This is a genomic window from Microbacterium flavum (assembly GCF_018717645.1).
GTDB classification, from domain to species: domain Bacteria; phylum Actinomycetota; class Actinomycetes; order Actinomycetales; family Microbacteriaceae; genus Microbacterium; species Microbacterium flavum.
Genome location: NZ_JAFLHG010000014.1, coordinates 64,972 through 78,640 on the forward strand (window position 1 = coordinate 64,972; position 13,669 = coordinate 78,640).

The 13,669-nt window shown below is 71.5% G+C and carries 14 protein-coding genes; 6 read left to right on the forward strand and 8 right to left on the reverse strand.

Annotation, left to right across the window (positions count from 1 at the left end; translation table 11 throughout):
• Positions 1–2 precede the first annotated feature (2 nt).
• The 3 genes from J0P97_RS13865 to purM form a co-directional block, all read right to left on the reverse strand.
• Positions 3–1,289: an MFS transporter gene (locus J0P97_RS13865; RefSeq protein WP_308163577.1), complete on the reverse strand. Its 1,287-nt coding sequence runs from the start codon at positions 1,287–1,289 to the stop codon at positions 3–5.
• Between the two features lie 76 nt (positions 1,290–1,365).
• Positions 1,366–2,829 (reverse strand): amidophosphoribosyltransferase, encoded by a 1,464-nt coding sequence (gene purF / locus J0P97_RS13870; protein ID WP_215488382.1) that lies wholly within the window; start codon positions 2,827–2,829, stop codon positions 1,366–1,368.
• Positions 2,830–2,889: 60 nt separating this feature from the next.
• On the reverse strand, positions 2,890–4,011 hold the full coding sequence (gene purM, locus J0P97_RS13875) for a phosphoribosylformylglycinamidine cyclo-ligase (RefSeq protein ID WP_215488383.1): 1,122 nt from the start codon (positions 4,009–4,011) through the stop codon (positions 2,890–2,892).
• 60 nt (positions 4,012–4,071) lie between these two features.
• Between purM and J0P97_RS13880 the strand changes: the two genes are divergently transcribed.
• Complete coding sequence (locus J0P97_RS13880) at positions 4,072–4,671, forward strand: zinc-binding alcohol dehydrogenase (protein ID WP_215488384.1); 600 nt, start codon at positions 4,072–4,074, stop codon at positions 4,669–4,671.
• 32 nt (positions 4,672–4,703) lie between these two features.
• Here J0P97_RS13880 and J0P97_RS13885 read toward each other — a convergent pair whose 3' ends face one another.
• Complete coding sequence (locus J0P97_RS13885) at positions 4,704–5,036, reverse strand: potassium transporter Trk (RefSeq protein ID WP_215488385.1); 333 nt, start codon at positions 5,034–5,036, stop codon at positions 4,704–4,706.
• Between the two features lie 97 nt (positions 5,037–5,133).
• Between J0P97_RS13885 and J0P97_RS13890 the strand changes: the two genes are divergently transcribed.
• Positions 5,134–6,057, forward strand: a complete 924-nt coding sequence (locus J0P97_RS13890) for an NADP-dependent oxidoreductase (protein WP_215488386.1) — start codon at positions 5,134–5,136, stop codon at positions 6,055–6,057.
• Between the two features lie 64 nt (positions 6,058–6,121).
• Here the strand turns inward: J0P97_RS13890 and J0P97_RS13895 are convergent, their stop codons facing one another.
• Positions 6,122–6,487, reverse strand: a complete 366-nt coding sequence (locus tag J0P97_RS13895) for a sterol carrier family protein (RefSeq protein WP_215488387.1) — start codon at positions 6,485–6,487, stop codon at positions 6,122–6,124.
• A 160-nt stretch (positions 6,488–6,647) separates the two neighbouring features.
• Here J0P97_RS13895 and purD point away from each other — a divergent pair, with 160 nt between their 5' ends.
• Positions 6,648–7,925, forward strand: coding sequence for a phosphoribosylamine--glycine ligase (gene purD / locus J0P97_RS13900; RefSeq protein WP_215488388.1), 1,278 nt, complete (start codon positions 6,648–6,650; stop codon positions 7,923–7,925).
• A gap of 11 nt (positions 7,926–7,936) precedes the next feature.
• Here the strand turns inward: purD and J0P97_RS13905 are convergent, their stop codons facing one another.
• The 3 genes from J0P97_RS13905 to J0P97_RS13915 all read right to left on the reverse strand — a co-directional run bounded on the left by J0P97_RS13905 (position 7,937) and on the right by J0P97_RS13915 (position 10,657).
• Entirely contained in the window at positions 7,937–8,395 is a 459-nt protein-coding gene (locus tag J0P97_RS13905; RefSeq protein ID WP_215488389.1) for a YajG family lipoprotein, read from the reverse strand.
• A gap of 103 nt (positions 8,396–8,498) precedes the next feature.
• The gene (locus tag J0P97_RS13910; RefSeq protein ID WP_215488390.1) at positions 8,499–10,037 is read right to left on the reverse strand and encodes a DHA2 family efflux MFS transporter permease subunit; all 1,539 of its coding nucleotides are present in this window, start codon (positions 10,035–10,037) and stop codon (positions 8,499–8,501) included.
• Positions 10,034–10,657: a PadR family transcriptional regulator gene (locus tag J0P97_RS13915; RefSeq protein ID WP_215488391.1), complete on the reverse strand. Its 624-nt coding sequence runs from the start codon at positions 10,655–10,657 to the stop codon at positions 10,034–10,036. The genes J0P97_RS13910 and J0P97_RS13915 overlap by 4 nt, the downstream gene beginning before the upstream one ends.
• Before the next feature lie 68 nt (positions 10,658–10,725).
• On the opposite strand from J0P97_RS13915, the gene J0P97_RS13920 reads away from it, so the two are divergent.
• The 3 genes from J0P97_RS13920 (at position 10,726) to J0P97_RS13930 (ending at position 13,530) form a co-directional block, all read left to right on the forward strand.
• Positions 10,726–11,067, forward strand: a complete 342-nt coding sequence (locus J0P97_RS13920; protein ID WP_246540533.1) for a hypothetical protein — start codon at positions 10,726–10,728, stop codon at positions 11,065–11,067.
• A 45-nt stretch (positions 11,068–11,112) separates the two neighbouring features.
• Positions 11,113–12,096, forward strand: a complete 984-nt coding sequence (locus J0P97_RS13925) for a phosphoribosylaminoimidazolesuccinocarboxamide synthase (RefSeq protein WP_215488392.1) — start codon at positions 11,113–11,115, stop codon at positions 12,094–12,096.
• A gap of 84 nt (positions 12,097–12,180) precedes the next feature.
• Positions 12,181–13,530 (forward strand): uracil-xanthine permease family protein, encoded by a 1,350-nt coding sequence (locus tag J0P97_RS13930; protein WP_215488393.1) that lies wholly within the window; start codon positions 12,181–12,183, stop codon positions 13,528–13,530.
• The last annotated feature ends 139 nt before the right edge of the window (positions 13,531–13,669 follow it).

Here is a 13,669-nt window from a genome sequence, read left to right on the forward strand (position 1 = left end):
CATCACCACGCGCCGTGCCGGCGCTCCCACTCGTCCTCGACCGTCTTCGTGCGCGTCACGATGATCCCCGTCGGGATCGCGATGAGGAACAGGATGCCGAGGCTCACCAGCGCGCTCCGCCAGTCCCCCGTCGCCTCGTGCAGCACGGCGAAGCCCAACGGGAAGAGCGCGGCCACGGCGTAGCCGATGCTCTGGCTGAAGCTCGACAGCGCCACCGCGCCCTCGTGCGTGCGGCTGCGCCGCTGGATGAGGACGAGGACCGCGGGGAAGAGCCCCTGCGGCGTCCCCAGGAGGATGACCCACAGCACCGTCGCGGCGGTCGGCGCGAGGACGAGCCCGAGGACGCCCGCGACACCGGCGAGGAGCGCCACGACGTAGACGATGCCCGTGCGGTTCCACCGCGTGACGGCGATCGGCACGAGGATCGACCACGGCAGCCCCATGGCGCCGAACAAGGACAGGAGCGCGCCCGCCGCGGCGTGGTCGACGCCTGCGAGGTCGACGAGCACGACCGGGAGCCACGCGAAGCACGCGTAGACGCTGGCGGCCGACATCGCGAAGGTCAGGGCGAGTGCCCACGCGAGCGGCAGCCGCGTCAATCGGCCGAGCACGCCGGGCGCCGGCTCGTCGATGACCTCGATCGAGCCGGTGAGGGTGCGCGGCGGGTCGGCGGCGTCGGATGTCGCGGTGCTGGCGCGCGCGGCCTCTGCGCGATCCCGGACGAGCATCGCCACCCACGGGATGATCGCGGCGAACGCGAAGACCGCCCACATCCCGAGGGAGAAGCGCCAGCCGGCGGCATCCGCCACCGGCACCGCCACGAGCGGCGGAACGAACGCGGCGACGGCGAGGAGCGCCGAGTACAGCGCCGTCATCGATCCCGTGCGGTCGGGGAAGTAGGCCTTGATGAGCGGCGGGAGGACGACGTTGCCCACGCCGATCGCCGCGAAGAGCACCGCCGTGCCGATGAGGAGAACCGCGCCGTCGCCCGCCAGCGCCCGCGCGACGAGGGCGACGGTCGCGACGGCCATCGCGGCGGCGGCGAGGCGCTCGAGGCCGAAGCGGCGCTCCAGCACCGGGGTCACGATGCCGAACACCGCGAAGCAGACGGGCGGTGCGGCGCCGATGAGTCCGACCACCCACGTGGGGATGTGCAGATCGGCGTTGACCTCGGAGAGGATCGGTGAGAGCGCCGCCACCGCGGAGCGGAGCGAGAACGCCACGAGGACGATGCCGACGAGAGCGAGGGCCCGCCCGCGCCAGAGAGGTCGAGTGGGAGCCGAGGTCACTCGTCCAAGCCTATGCCCGCCCGGGACGTCAGGGCGATCAGGCGACCAGGCGACCAGGCGACCAGGCGACCAGGCTTCAGCTCTCCTGGGAGCCTTCCACCCAGGCCAGGTACTCCTCCGAGACGGTCCCCGTGACATAGCGTCCGTCGAAGCAGCTCATGTCGAGGTCCTCGACGTCGGGGGTCCCCTCGAGGATCGCGGCCTTCAGGTCGTCGATCTCCTGGTACACCATGTAGTCGGCGCCGAGCTCGGCGGCGATCTCGGGGATCGTGCGGCCGTGGGCCACGAGCTCGTGCCGCGACGGCATGTTGATGCCGTACACGTGCGGGAAGCGCACGGGCGGGGCGGCGGAGGCGAACGTGACGCTCTTGGCCCCGGCATCCCGCGCCATCTGGATGATCTCCTTGGAGGTCGTCCCGCGCACGATCGAGTCATCGATGAGGAGGACGTTCTTGCCCTTGAACTCGCTCGACATCGCGTTGAGCTTCTGGCGCACGCTCTTCTTGCGCACGGCCTGACCGGGCATGATGAACGTCCGGCCGACATAGCGGTTCTTGTAGAAGCCTTCGCGATACTCGATGCCGAGCTTGCGCGCGACCTGCATGGCGGCCGGACGCGACGAGTCGGGGATCGGCATGACGACGTCGATCTTCCCTGCGGGCGTGTACTTCGCGATCGTGTCGGCGAGGCGCTCGCCCATCCGCAGCCGCGCCTCGTAGACGGAGATCCCGTTCATGACCGAGTCGGGGCGCGCGAGGTACACGTACTCGAACGAGCACGGAATGAGCTTCGGGTCGGACGCGCACTGCCGGGTGTGCAGGTTGCCGTCGAGGTCGATGAACACGGCCTCCCCCGGCTCGACGTCGCGGACGACCTCGAAGCCGCCGTTCTCCAGCACGAGCGATTCCGACGTGACGACCCACTCGTAGTGACCGTCGTCGTGGCGGCGCGTGCCGAGGATGAGCGGGCGGATGCCGAAGGGGTCGCGGAATGCGAGCAGGCCGTACCCGGCGATCAGGGCGATCGCGGCGTAGGAGCCCTCCACGCGCTCGTGGACGCGCGCGACCGCCTGGAAGATCTGCTCCGGGTCGAGCTCGAGGCCCGACATGGATGCCTGCAGCTCGTTGGCCAGGACGTTGACGAGCAGCTCCGTGTCCGAGGAGGTGTTCAGGTGCCTGCGATCCTCGCGGAAGAGGACGTCGGTGAGCTCACGCGTGTTCGTCAGGTTGCCGTTGTGGACGAGGACGATGCCGTACGGCGCGTTCACGTAGAACGGCTGGGCCTCCTCCTCGCTGGAGGCGGTGCCCTTCGTCGCGTAGCGGACGTGGCCCAGACCGATCGTGCCGAGGAGCGACCGCATGTCGCGCGTGCGGACGGCTTCGCGCACCTGCCCCTTCGCCTTGAAGAGGTGGAACACGCCGCTGCGCTCCGCGGTGGCGATGCCGGTGGAGTCCTGCCCGCGGTGCTGCAGCAGCAGGAGCGAGTCGTAGATCTCCTGGTTGACGTTGCCGCGTCCGACGACGCCGACGATTCCGCACATGTCTGCTAGTTCGCCATTTCTCTTCTGCTCAGTGAGGCCGTCTGCTCGATGAGCCGGTGCTCAGTGGGTGTCCGCGTACGCGCCGACGAGGCGCACGGCGCCGCCGTCGACGCCCTTCGCGCCCTGCTCGAAGTCTCCGAAGCCGTCGGCGGGGAGAGCGCCGCTGCGCACGACGCCGACCTGCCAGGTGTCGATGCCCTCCTCGGCGAGCGCCTCGATCGCGGCATCCGCCCGATCGGCGGAGACGACGGCGAGGAAGCCGATGCCGAGGTTCCACGTGCCTTCGGTGCTCTCGAGGGAGAGGCCGCCGAGATCGGCGAGCACCCGGAACACGGGGAGCGGGGACCAGGTCGACCGGTCGACGTCGACCCAGGTGCCGACGGGGAGCACCCGCGCGAGGTTCGCGGCGATGCCGCCGCCCGTGACGTGGCTGAGGGAGTGGACCGCGCCCGGGATCCGCTCGAGCAGGCGCAGAAGAGGAAGCGTGTAGAGCCGGGTCGGCTCGAGGAGCTCTTCGCCCCACGTGCGGCCGAACTCGGCGGCATCCGCGCCGTAGGTCACGCCGGCGCGGCTGACGATGTGGCGGATGAGGGAGAAGCCGTTCGAGTGCGCGCCGCTGGAGGCGAGGGCGAGCACGACGTCTCCGGACTGGACGCGCTCCGCGCCGAGGATCGAGTCCGCCTCGACGATGCCGGTCGCCGCGCCCGCGACGTCGTAGTCGTTCACCCCGAGCAGACCCGGGTGCTCGGCGGTCTCGCCGCCCACGAGCGCCGTCCCCGTCGCCTCGCACCCGGCGGCGATGCCGCGGACGATGTCCGCGATGCGCTCGGGGACGACCTTGCCGCACGCGATGTAGTCGGTCATGAACAGGGGCTTCGCGCCCACGACGACGATGTCGTCGACGACCATGCCGACGAGATCCTGACCGATGGTGTCGTGGCGGTCGATCGCCTGCGCGATCGCGACCTTGGTGCCCACGCCGTCGGTCGAGGACGCCAGCAGCGGCTTCGTGTACGACAGCAGCGCCGACGCGTCGAACAGCCCGGCGAACCCGCCGACACCGCCCAGCACTTCGGGACCATGGGTACGGCGGACGGCCGACTTCATCAGTTCGACGGCGAGATCTCCCGCCGCGGTGTCGACGCCGGCTTCGGAATAGGGGTTCTGTGGGGCAGTGGCCACACGGACAGCCTACCGGGCGGGCCAGATACCCCGGGCCCGGCGGTTCCCTAGGATGTCGACATGGCAGCGGGCGTACCGGAATGGGTCGTGCGCGAGGATGCCGGTCTTCCCGTCCTCGTCGCGCTGTACCTGCGCCAGACGCTCGGCATCCGCTTCCCGGAGGAGCTGCCGCACCTGCGCGGCGCCCCCGCCGAGGCATCCGGCGAGTACCGCGACGCCGGCGGGCTCGAGCGCCAGTGGCGGGTGCTGTGGGAGATGACGGTCGAGCCGCAGGCGCATCCCTCCCCCGTGCCTCTCGAACTCGTCGACGGATTCGACATGCTGGTCGCCCTGCCCACGGAGGGCTTCGCGGAGCTGCACGAGGCGATCGTCCCCCTGGGCCCCGCCGCCGTCGCCTACGCGCGCGACGCGGCCGAGCACTACCGGCGCTCAGTGGGCACCGGCGCGTCCTACCGCGCGTACGCGAGTGCGATCGCCCAGCACGAGCGCGCCGCCGGACGGCGGGCGCACTCGTTCGAGCTCAACGTGCAGGTGCTGCCGTTCACGCAGCGGGGCGTGTGGTGGATCGGCGCCCTCTCGGTCGCCGTGACCGACGGACTCCGCGGAGACGTGGCGGCGTTCGACGCCGCCATCGCGCCGATCATCGCCGACATCGCCTGAGTCCCAGCGCGGACGACGTCGGGACGGGCGGGTCAGGCCTCGTCGGGGAAGCTCACGTCGACGCGCTCGTGGTCGATGCGCACCGCCCGGGTACGACGCGAGAAGCGGCGGTCGAGGAGCAGCGCCACGACGGCTCCGACCGCGATGCCGGCCGGGATGCAGACCAGGCACACGAATCCGAACACCTGCGAGGCCGAATACGTCACATTCGTCGACGAGCTGGTCGCATCGCCGTCGCCGAATGCGAAGGTCAGGACGAGGGCCGCGAGGATGCCGAGCGCGGCGCCGACCACGATGAAGATCGCGTACCGCGGGCTGCGGCGCACGTGCGCCGTCTCGATCCGATGCTGCGCGATCTCGCTCATCTCCCCATTGTCCCACCGCGAGGCGGGAACGGGGGCCGCTCCCGCGAGAGGAAGCGGGGTGGGAATGTCCGCCGCGAGCGGATCGTTCCCTTGGCGTATGAAGGCTCTCGAATACTCCGAGTTCGGCGGCAACGACCGCTTCCGCATCGCACAGCGGGAGGACCCGCACGCGGGGCCCGACGTCCTCGTCGTGCGCGTCGTCGCCGCGGGACTCAACCCCGTCGACTACAAGGTCCGCGAAGGGTATCTGCGCGGCATCCTCGATGCGCAGCTGCCCGCCGTCCCGGGATGGGATGTCGCCGGCATCGTCGAGCAGACGGGCCTGGACACACCCGAGTTCGCGGTCGGCGATGCCGTGCTCGCCTACGCGCGAGCCGACGTCGTGCAGCACGGATCCCTCGCCGAGCTGATGCCGGTGCCGGTGCGGACCGCGGCCCGGAAGCCCGAGGGGGTGTCGTTCACCGACGCCGCCGCGCTCCCCCTCGCCGGTCTGACGGCGCTGCAGGTGCTCGAGCGCGCCGGCGTGCACGCCGGTCAGACGGTGCTCATCCACGGCGCATCCGGCGGGGTCGGCTCCTTCGGCGTGCAGCTCGCGCGCCTCCGCGGCGCACGCGTGGTCGGCACCGCCTCCGAGGGGAGCCACGACTATCTCCGCTCGCTCGGCGCCGAGCCGGTCGTCTACGGCGACGGTCTCGTGCCCGCCGCACGGGCTCTCGCCCCCCAGGGCTTCGACGTCATCGTGGATTTCGCGGGTGGGTCGTCCCTCGACAACACCCCCGAGCTCCTCGCGGACGGCGGCGTCGTCGTCTCGATCGCCGACCCGCGGGCGCGCACGGAGTTCGGCGGCCATTACGTCTGGGTCCGCCCCGACGCGGACCAGCTGGCCGAGCTCGCGGCCCTCGTGGAGACGGGGGAGCTCCGGGTGGAGATCGCCGGGACCTACCCTCTCGACGACGCCGCGACGGCGTATGCGGAACTCGAGAAGGGTCACACCCGCGGCAAGATCGTCGTCACGGTCTGACGCCGGACGGCGCGCGCGGGTAGCGCGGGCCCGGGGGACGCGGGTGAGGCCGTGAGGCCGGCGCTCAGGGCCGGAGGGGCAGCACGCCCGCAAGGTCGGCGCGCGTCCCCGAGGCCGCGATCCGGCCGGACGCGACCGCGTCCCCCCAGGACTCGGCCCCCGTCGCGAGGGCGATCCAGGTCGAGGCATCCGTCTCGACGACGTTGGGAGGGGTTCCGCGCGTATGCCGCGGGCCCTCGATGACCTGCACGGCTCCGAACGGGGGCACCCGCACCTCGACGGTGTTGCCCGGCGCCTTCTCGGCGAGGAGCTGGAGCAGGTACCGGACGGCCGTCGCGAGGTCGGTGCGGGCGGGGCCGGAGCCGTCTCCCGCCGCGGCGACGGCGGCGAGCGCCGCACGCCCGTCGTCGGTGGTGATCCTGCGCGCCATCACTCCACGCTAGCGCGCACGGTCATCGCTCCGGCGCGTACCGTGTGCAGGACCTCTCTCGCCGGGGGCCAGGGCGAGCCCCGTCTTCCCGGCTGTCGGTGCGGCACGCGGCGCCGTCAGTCCTGCAATCGGTACGTCCGCCCCTCGGTAGGCTGGCCCCGTGCGCATTCTCGTCCTCGGTTCCGGTGCCCGCGAGCACGCCATCCTCCTCGCGCTGAAGGCCGAGGACGGCGATCACGAGCTGTTCGCCGCCCCGGGCAACGCCGGGATCGCGGCCGACGCCGAGATCGTCTCGAGCCTCGATCCGAACAGCCCCGCCGCGGTGACCGATTTCGCCAACGACGAGGGCATCGACCTCGTCATCATCGGCCCCGAGGCCCCGCTCGTCGCGGGGGTGGCCGACGCGCTGCGCAAGCGCGGCATCCCGGTGTTCGGCCCCGGCAGAGCGGCCGCGCAGCTCGAGGGGTCCAAGACGTTCGCGAAGCGGGTGATGGATGCCGCGGGTGTCCCGACCGGCCGCGCCACCCGTGCGACGACGCGCGCCGAGGTCGAGGCCGCACTCGACGCGTACGGCGCCCCGTTCGTGGTCAAGGCCGATGGGCTCGCGGCAGGCAAGGGCGTGATCGTCACCGAGGACCGCACCGCGGCCCTGGCCCACGCCGACACCTACCTCGCGACGGGGGCGATCCTCGTCGAGGAGTTCCTCTCCGGGCCCGAGGTGTCCCTCTTCTTCGTGAGCGACGGCGACACCGTGCGCGCGCTCTCCCCCGCGCAGGACTTCAAGCGCGCGTACGACGGCGACGCAGGGCCCAACACCGGCGGCATGGGCGCCTACTCCCCGCTACCGTGGCTCGCCGAGCGCTTCGGCAGTGAGCAGGAGTTCGTCGACGAGGTCACCCGCACGGTCGCCGAACCCGTCATCCGCACCCTGGATGCCGAGGGCACGCCGTTCATCGGTCTGCTGTACGCGGGCCTCATCCTCACCGACGACGGCGTCAAGGTCATCGAGTTCAACGCCCGCTTCGGCGACCCGGAGACGCAGGTCGTGCTCGCCCGGCTCCGCAGCCCCCTGTCGCGACTGCTGATGTCGGCGGCATCGGGCACGCTCGAGGAGGAGCCCGCGCCCACGTTCGCGGACACCGTCGCGATCACGGTCGTCCTCGCGAGCGAGGGCTACCCCGAGAGCCCGGTGACCGGACGGCCCCTCGCGGGCACGGATGCCGCAGCGGCTGTGCCCGGTGTGCACCTCGCGCATGCCGCGACCGCCGAGGGGGCCGCGGGCGCGGCCCTGGTCGCGACCGGCGGCCGCGTTCTCAACGTCGTCGCCACGGGCGACACGTTCGCGCAGGCTCGTGAGCGCGCCTACACGGCGCTCGGCGCGATCGAGCTCGAGGGTGCGCACTTCCGCACCGACATCGCGGCGCGCGTCGCGGACTGAGCCCGGCCGTGTCAGGGCGCGGGGTCGACGTTGCGCACCCGCACCCATGCGGCGGTGACGTCGTCCGTGTCGAGGAAGGCGACCTGCACCGGTCCGCGGTAGCCGGGGCTCGAGACGAAGGGCTGCTCGGGGTCGGCGCACGAGACGGTGCCGGTCAGGAGCGTCCGCCCGGCGTCGGCGGGATCCGCGGTCATGACGCGGTAGGCGAAGGCGTCCCCCTCGCACTGGCCGTCGACGACGAACGCCTCTCCCAGGAGGGCGGGCCCCGCGGTCGAGGCCTGGCTCTGCGGCAGCGTCCCGGTGAACACCGCGATCCCGGCCTGCGCGGGGTCGGTGTCCGGGACGGCGTACACGGGCGATGCCGGCGCGTCGGGCGCCTGCGGCGTCGACGCGTCGGGCGCGGGGGTGGCGGTGCAGCCGGCCAGCAGGAATGCGGCGGCCAGGGTGGGGAGCGCGACACGGCTTCTCATCGGACCGACGATAGGCGCGTCTTCGGGGCGTCGCGAACCCCCTTGACGGGTCCTCGGCAGCTCCGGCCGCGAGCCGCTTGAGCGGTCGCGGCCGGAGCGCGCGTCAGGACTTCCGTGCGGCGAGGTGCGCCGGGCGCTGCATGAACAGCACCGCGATGACGCCGATCACCATGATCCCGGCGGGGAGGAGCATCGACTGCGCCATGGCATCCGAGAACCCGGGGATCACCGCATCCGGCAGGGCGCCCGAGCCGAACTCGTCGCCACCGCCCCCGCCCGCTCCGGGCAGGTTGGCGGTCAGACGGTTCTGCATGAACGCGGCGATCGCGGCGGAGCCCAGCACCGACCCGATCGTGCGGGTCGTGTTGTAGATGCCCGCGCCGGCACCGGCCTGCCGGGGCTCGAGGTTGCGGGTCGCGGTCGTGGCGAGCGGACCCCACATCCCCGACTGGGCGATGCCCAGGAGCCCCGAGGGCAGCAGGAACATCCACGTCGCGCTGTCCGGATTCATGAGCGATGAGTACCAGAGGAGGGAGATGGCGGTCAGGCTGAGACCGGGGACGAGCAGGACGCGCGGATCGACCCGGTCGAGGATCCGTCCGGCGATCGGCGACAGCACGCCGGCGAAGACCGCCATCGGGATGAGCAGCAGTGCCGACTCGGTCGGGGTGAGCCCGCGGGCGAGCTGGTAGAAGAACATCATCGGCAGCGACATCGCCGTGACGGTGAAACCGACGGTGGCGATCCCGATGTTGGCGACGGAGAAGTTGCGGTCGCGGAAGAGCGCGAGCGGAACCAGCGGCTCGCTCTTGGTCTTCGCCTGCTGCCAGATGAACAGGGCCAGCACGGCGACGCCCGCGACGATCATCACCCAGACCCAGGCGGCCCAGTCGTAGTGCTCGCCCTCCTGGAGGCCGAAGACGATGAGGAAGAGCGCCACGGCGGAGAGGAAGACGCCGAGGATGTCGAAGCGGTGCTCGTGGGTCTCGAGGTTCGGCACCAGGATCCAGGCCAGTACGAAGCCGATGACGCCGACGGGGAGGTTCACGAAGAAGATCCACTCCCAGCCGAAGCCGTCCACGAGCAGACCGCCGGCGAGCGGGCCGACGAGCATCGCGACGCCCGACGTGGCGCCCCAGAGGCCCATGGCCGCGCCGCGCTGGGTCGGCGGGAAGGTGCGGGTGATGACCGCCATCGTCTGCGGCGTCATGAGGGAGGCGCCGAGGCCCTGGACGGCGCGGAAGACGATGAGCATCTCGAGGCTCGAGGACAGCCCGCAGCCCAGCGAGGCGAGCGTGAAGACGGCCAGTCCGATGAGGTAGATGCGCTTCGGCCCGAACCGGTCGCCGAGGCGGCCCGTGATCAGCAGGGGCACGGCGTATGCGAGGAGGTAGGCCGAGGTGACCCATACGACGTTGTCGAGGTTGTTCGTCGACGGGTCGAGTGCCGCCTTGATCGCGGGGTTCGCGACCGAGACGATCGTCGTGTCGACGAGGATCATGAAGAACCCGATGACGAGCGCCCAGAGGGCGGGCCACGGGCTGCGGCCGGCGCTCTCGGCGCCGGGTGCGGGGTGGGTGGTGCCGGGCGAGACGGATGCCGAGGCGGCATCCGCGCGCGTGGTGGGAGTGGAATCGGTCATTGCCGTGCGGCCTCTCTCTGTGCCAGATAGCGATCGATGGGGACGGCAGCGGCGGCATCCCAGGGGTAGTCGGGGCGGCGGAACCGGGCGATCAGCGTGCTCAGCCATGCGAGCTCGGCGTCCAGCAGCGCCCCCTCGCGCTCGACCTCCACGAGGTAGAGGTCGGGGATGCCGTTCGCGAGCGCGTCCTCGCGGCCCGCGCGATGCCAATCGCGCGAGCGCTCCAGGTCGGCACGCCGTTCATCGAGGAGCTCCACGGCTTCGTCGCGGGTGAGGTTGTGCGCCTCGGCGAGCGCCACGCGGAACTCGACCGGGCGGTCGATCAGCGGCAGCTCGCGGCGCACCCACTCGACGACGGCCACGTCGCCCTTCTCGGTGAGGGTGTAGGTGGTGCGCTCGGGGCGGTTGCCGTCGCGGTCGACGCCGACCTCGTCCAGCAGCCCGAGCCGTTCGAGCCGCGCGACCGTGTGATAGATGGTGCCGCTGGTCAGGGTGACGATCCGGTCGTCGTGACGCTGGCGCATGAGCCGGATCATCTCGTAGGGATGCATGTCGTCCTCGCGCAGCAGCGCGAGCACCATGACGCCCAGGGGCGTCAGGCGGCCGACGGCATCCTTCACGATTACTCCGTTTCGATTAGTCCAGATGGACTATACACGGGGGCGGCGGCCGGCGGTACCCTCGGCGCATGGAACCGGCGGCTCAGGAGCGTGCTCACGCGATCTTCGATCCCATCGTCGACAGCCTCCTCGAACGCGACGGCGTCGACCTCGGCCCGATGTTCGGCGTGACGGGCGTGCGGGTGCGCGGAAAGGTCTTCGCCTGCATCGGGTACGACGCCGATCTCATGCTCAAGCTCCCCCGGGGCCGCGTCGACGAGCTGGAGTCCGAGGGCATCGCCACCCGTGTGGTCATGCGCGGCCGCCCCATGAAGGAATGGGCGTTCGTGGATGCCGCATACGCGGGCGTCTGGGCGGAGCTCGCCACCGAGGCGTATGTCTTCGTCGACGAGATCACCCCGAGGGCGTGAGCGTCACTCGGCAGGAGCAGACCGCCGCGCGACGATAATGGACGCGTGAGCGACGCACCCCTGACCCTGCCCGGCTGGACACACGTGTACTCCGGGAAGGTGCGCGACCTGTACCGCCCCTCGACGAGCTCGGGGACCGGAGCGGAGCCGGGGACCGGAGCGGAGCCGGGGACCGGAGAGGAGCGGATGCTGGTCGTCGCGAGCGATCGGGTCAGCGCCTTCGATCATGTCCTGAGCCCGGCGATTCCCGGCAAGGGAGCGCTCCTCACCTCCCTCAGCCTCTGGTGGTTCGACCAGCTCGCCGGCGGCGACGGCGAGCGCCCGATCCCGAACCACCTCACCGGCCTCCCCGCCCCGGAGCCGGTCGCCGGCCGCGCGATGGTCGTGAAGTCCCTCGAGATGCTGCCGATCGAGTGCGTCGTGCGGGGCTATCTGACCGGCTCGGGATACAAGGAGTACATCGCCTCGGGGACCGTCTGCGGCATCGCGCTGCCCCCCGGCCTCGAGGACGGCGATCGCCTGCCCGAGCCGCTGTTCACCCCCGCGTACAAGGCGCCGATGGGCGAGCACGACGAGAACATCTCGTTCGAGCGGGCCGAGGATCTCGTCGGACCGGTGCGCGCGGCGGAGCTGCGCGACACCTCGTTGGAGATCTACCGACGCGCCGCCGCGATCGCCGAGGCGCACGGACTGATCCTCGCGGACACGAAGTTCGAGTTCGGGATCGACCCCTCGACAGGCTCGGGGACCGGCAGCGGCGAGGGGACCGCGGGCGGCGCCGGGGGCGAGGGAACGCTGACGCTCGCCGACGAGGTCCTCACGAGCGACTCGTCGCGGTACTGGGATGCCGAGGCCTGGGCATCGGGCACCACCCCCGCCGAGCGCATGGCGAGCTTCGACAAGCAGATCGTCCGCGATTGGCTCGCCGCGCAGTGGGACCAGACGGGCACGCCGCCCGAACTCCCCGCCGAGATCGTCGAGCGGACGGCCGGCAAGTACCGCGAGCTCCTGAAGAAGCTGACCGCGTAGTCACGGCGCGCATCCCGCGCTCACAGCCTCCTCCCAGATAGCCTCTCGACAGGCATCCCCACCCGTCGAACGAGGAGAACCCGCATGCCCATCTGGACTACCCACGGCGACGGCAGAACCGTTGCGCCCGGCGCCGTCGTGAAGCCGTCGGAGCGGCTGGGGTGGCCGGCGACGATCGCCATCGGCGCCCAGCACATCGTCGCGATGTTCGGCGCCACCTTCCTCGTGCCGCTGCTGACGGGCTTCCCGGTGTCGACGACGCTCCTCTTCTCCGGCGTCGGCACGCTCCTGTTCCTCCTCCTCACGCGCAACAAGCTGCCCAGCTACCTGGGCTCCTCGTTCGCCTTCATCGCCCCGATCCAGGCGTTCAACGCGGGCAAGACCCTCGAGACCGGCGAGCAGATCGGGCAGGCCCTGCTCGGCGTCGTCCTCGTCGGCATCCTGCTCGCGGCGATCGGCTTCCTGGTGCAGGCGACGGGCACGGGCTGGATCGAGAAGCTCATGCCACCGGTCGTGTCGGGCGCGATCGTCGCCCTGATCGGCTTGAACCTCGCCCCGGCGGCGTGGAACAACTTCAAGACGGATGCCCTGCTCGGCACGATCACCCTCGCCGCGTGCATCCTGTTCGCCGTCCTGTTCCGCGGGTTCCTCGGTCGCGTCTCGATCTTCCTCGGCGTGATCGTCGGCTACATCGTCGCGGCGCTCCTGGGCCGCGTGAACTGGGACGGCGTCGGCGCCGCCGACTGGATCGGCCTGCCCGCCTTCCACCTGCCCGCCTTCGGCGACCCGCAGGCGTGGGCGATGCTGCCGATGTTCCTCCCCGTCATCCTCGTGCTGGTGGCGGAGAACGTCGGCCATGTGCGCGGCGTCGCGACGATGACCGGCGATCCCTCCATCAACCGGCACACCGGTCGCGCCCTGCTGGCCGACGGCATCGCGACGACCGTCGCCGGCCTCGGCGGCGGATCGGGGACGACGACGTACGGCGAGAACATCGGCGTCATGGCCGCGACCCGCGTCTACTCGACCGCCGCCTACTGGGTCGCGGGGATCGTCGCGATCCTCCTGGCCTTCTCCCCGAAGGTGGGGGCGATCATCTTCGCGATGCCGGCCGGCGTGCTCGGAGGCGTCACCACCGCCCTGTACGGCCTCATCGGCGTCATCGGCATGAAGATCTGGGTCGACAATCAGGTCGACTTCTCCCGCCCGGTGAACCAGTACACGGTCGCCGTGTCGTTCGTCATCGCGATCGCCGGCTTCACGATGGATCTCGGCACGCTGAGCTTCGGCGCGATCGTCCTCGGCACGGTCGCCGCGCTGGTGATCTACCACGTCGGCAACGCGATCGCCCGCGCGCGCAGGACCGGCGCCGACGACGGCGGCCCGATCGTCCCGATCGGCCAGCTGGGCGGCGACCCCGAGAACGTCGGCTGACGCCCGCGGCCGCGCCGCCTTCGGATGCCGAGTGTCCAGAACACGCGGGGTCCGACCCCTGCCGCACCGCGTGTTCTGGACACTCGGCAGGGCGCGGGGCGCGGGGCGCGGGGCGCGGGGCGCGGGCGCGGGGCCGGCG

Bases quoted from the DNA above. Each gene is read 5' to 3' on its own strand.
- J0P97_RS13890 (WP_215488386.1), top strand. From the start codon at position 5,134: ATGAAGGCTCTCGAATACTCCGAGTTCGGCGGCAACGACCGCTTCCGC.
- purF (WP_215488382.1), bottom strand. From the start codon at position 2,829: ATGTGCGGAATCGTCGGCGTCGTCGGACGCGGCAACGTCAACCAGGAG.
- J0P97_RS13910 (WP_215488390.1), bottom strand. From the start codon at position 10,037: ATGACCGATTCCACTCCCACCACGCGCGCGGATGCCGCCTCGGCATCC.
- J0P97_RS13930 (WP_215488393.1), top strand. From the start codon at position 12,181: ATGCCCATCTGGACTACCCACGGCGACGGCAGAACCGTTGCGCCCGGC.
- J0P97_RS13885 (WP_215488385.1), bottom strand. From the start codon at position 5,036: ATGAGCGAGATCGCGCAGCATCGGATCGAGACGGCGCACGTGCGCCGC.
- J0P97_RS13895 (WP_215488387.1), bottom strand. From the start codon at position 6,487: ATGGCGCGCAGGATCACCACCGACGACGGGCGTGCGGCGCTCGCCGCC.
- J0P97_RS13880 (WP_215488384.1), top strand. From the start codon at position 4,072: ATGGCAGCGGGCGTACCGGAATGGGTCGTGCGCGAGGATGCCGGTCTT.
- J0P97_RS13905 (WP_215488389.1), bottom strand. From the start codon at position 8,395: ATGAGAAGCCGTGTCGCGCTCCCCACCCTGGCCGCCGCATTCCTGCTG.
- J0P97_RS13920 (WP_246540533.1), top strand. From the start codon at position 10,726: ATGGAACCGGCGGCTCAGGAGCGTGCTCACGCGATCTTCGATCCCATC.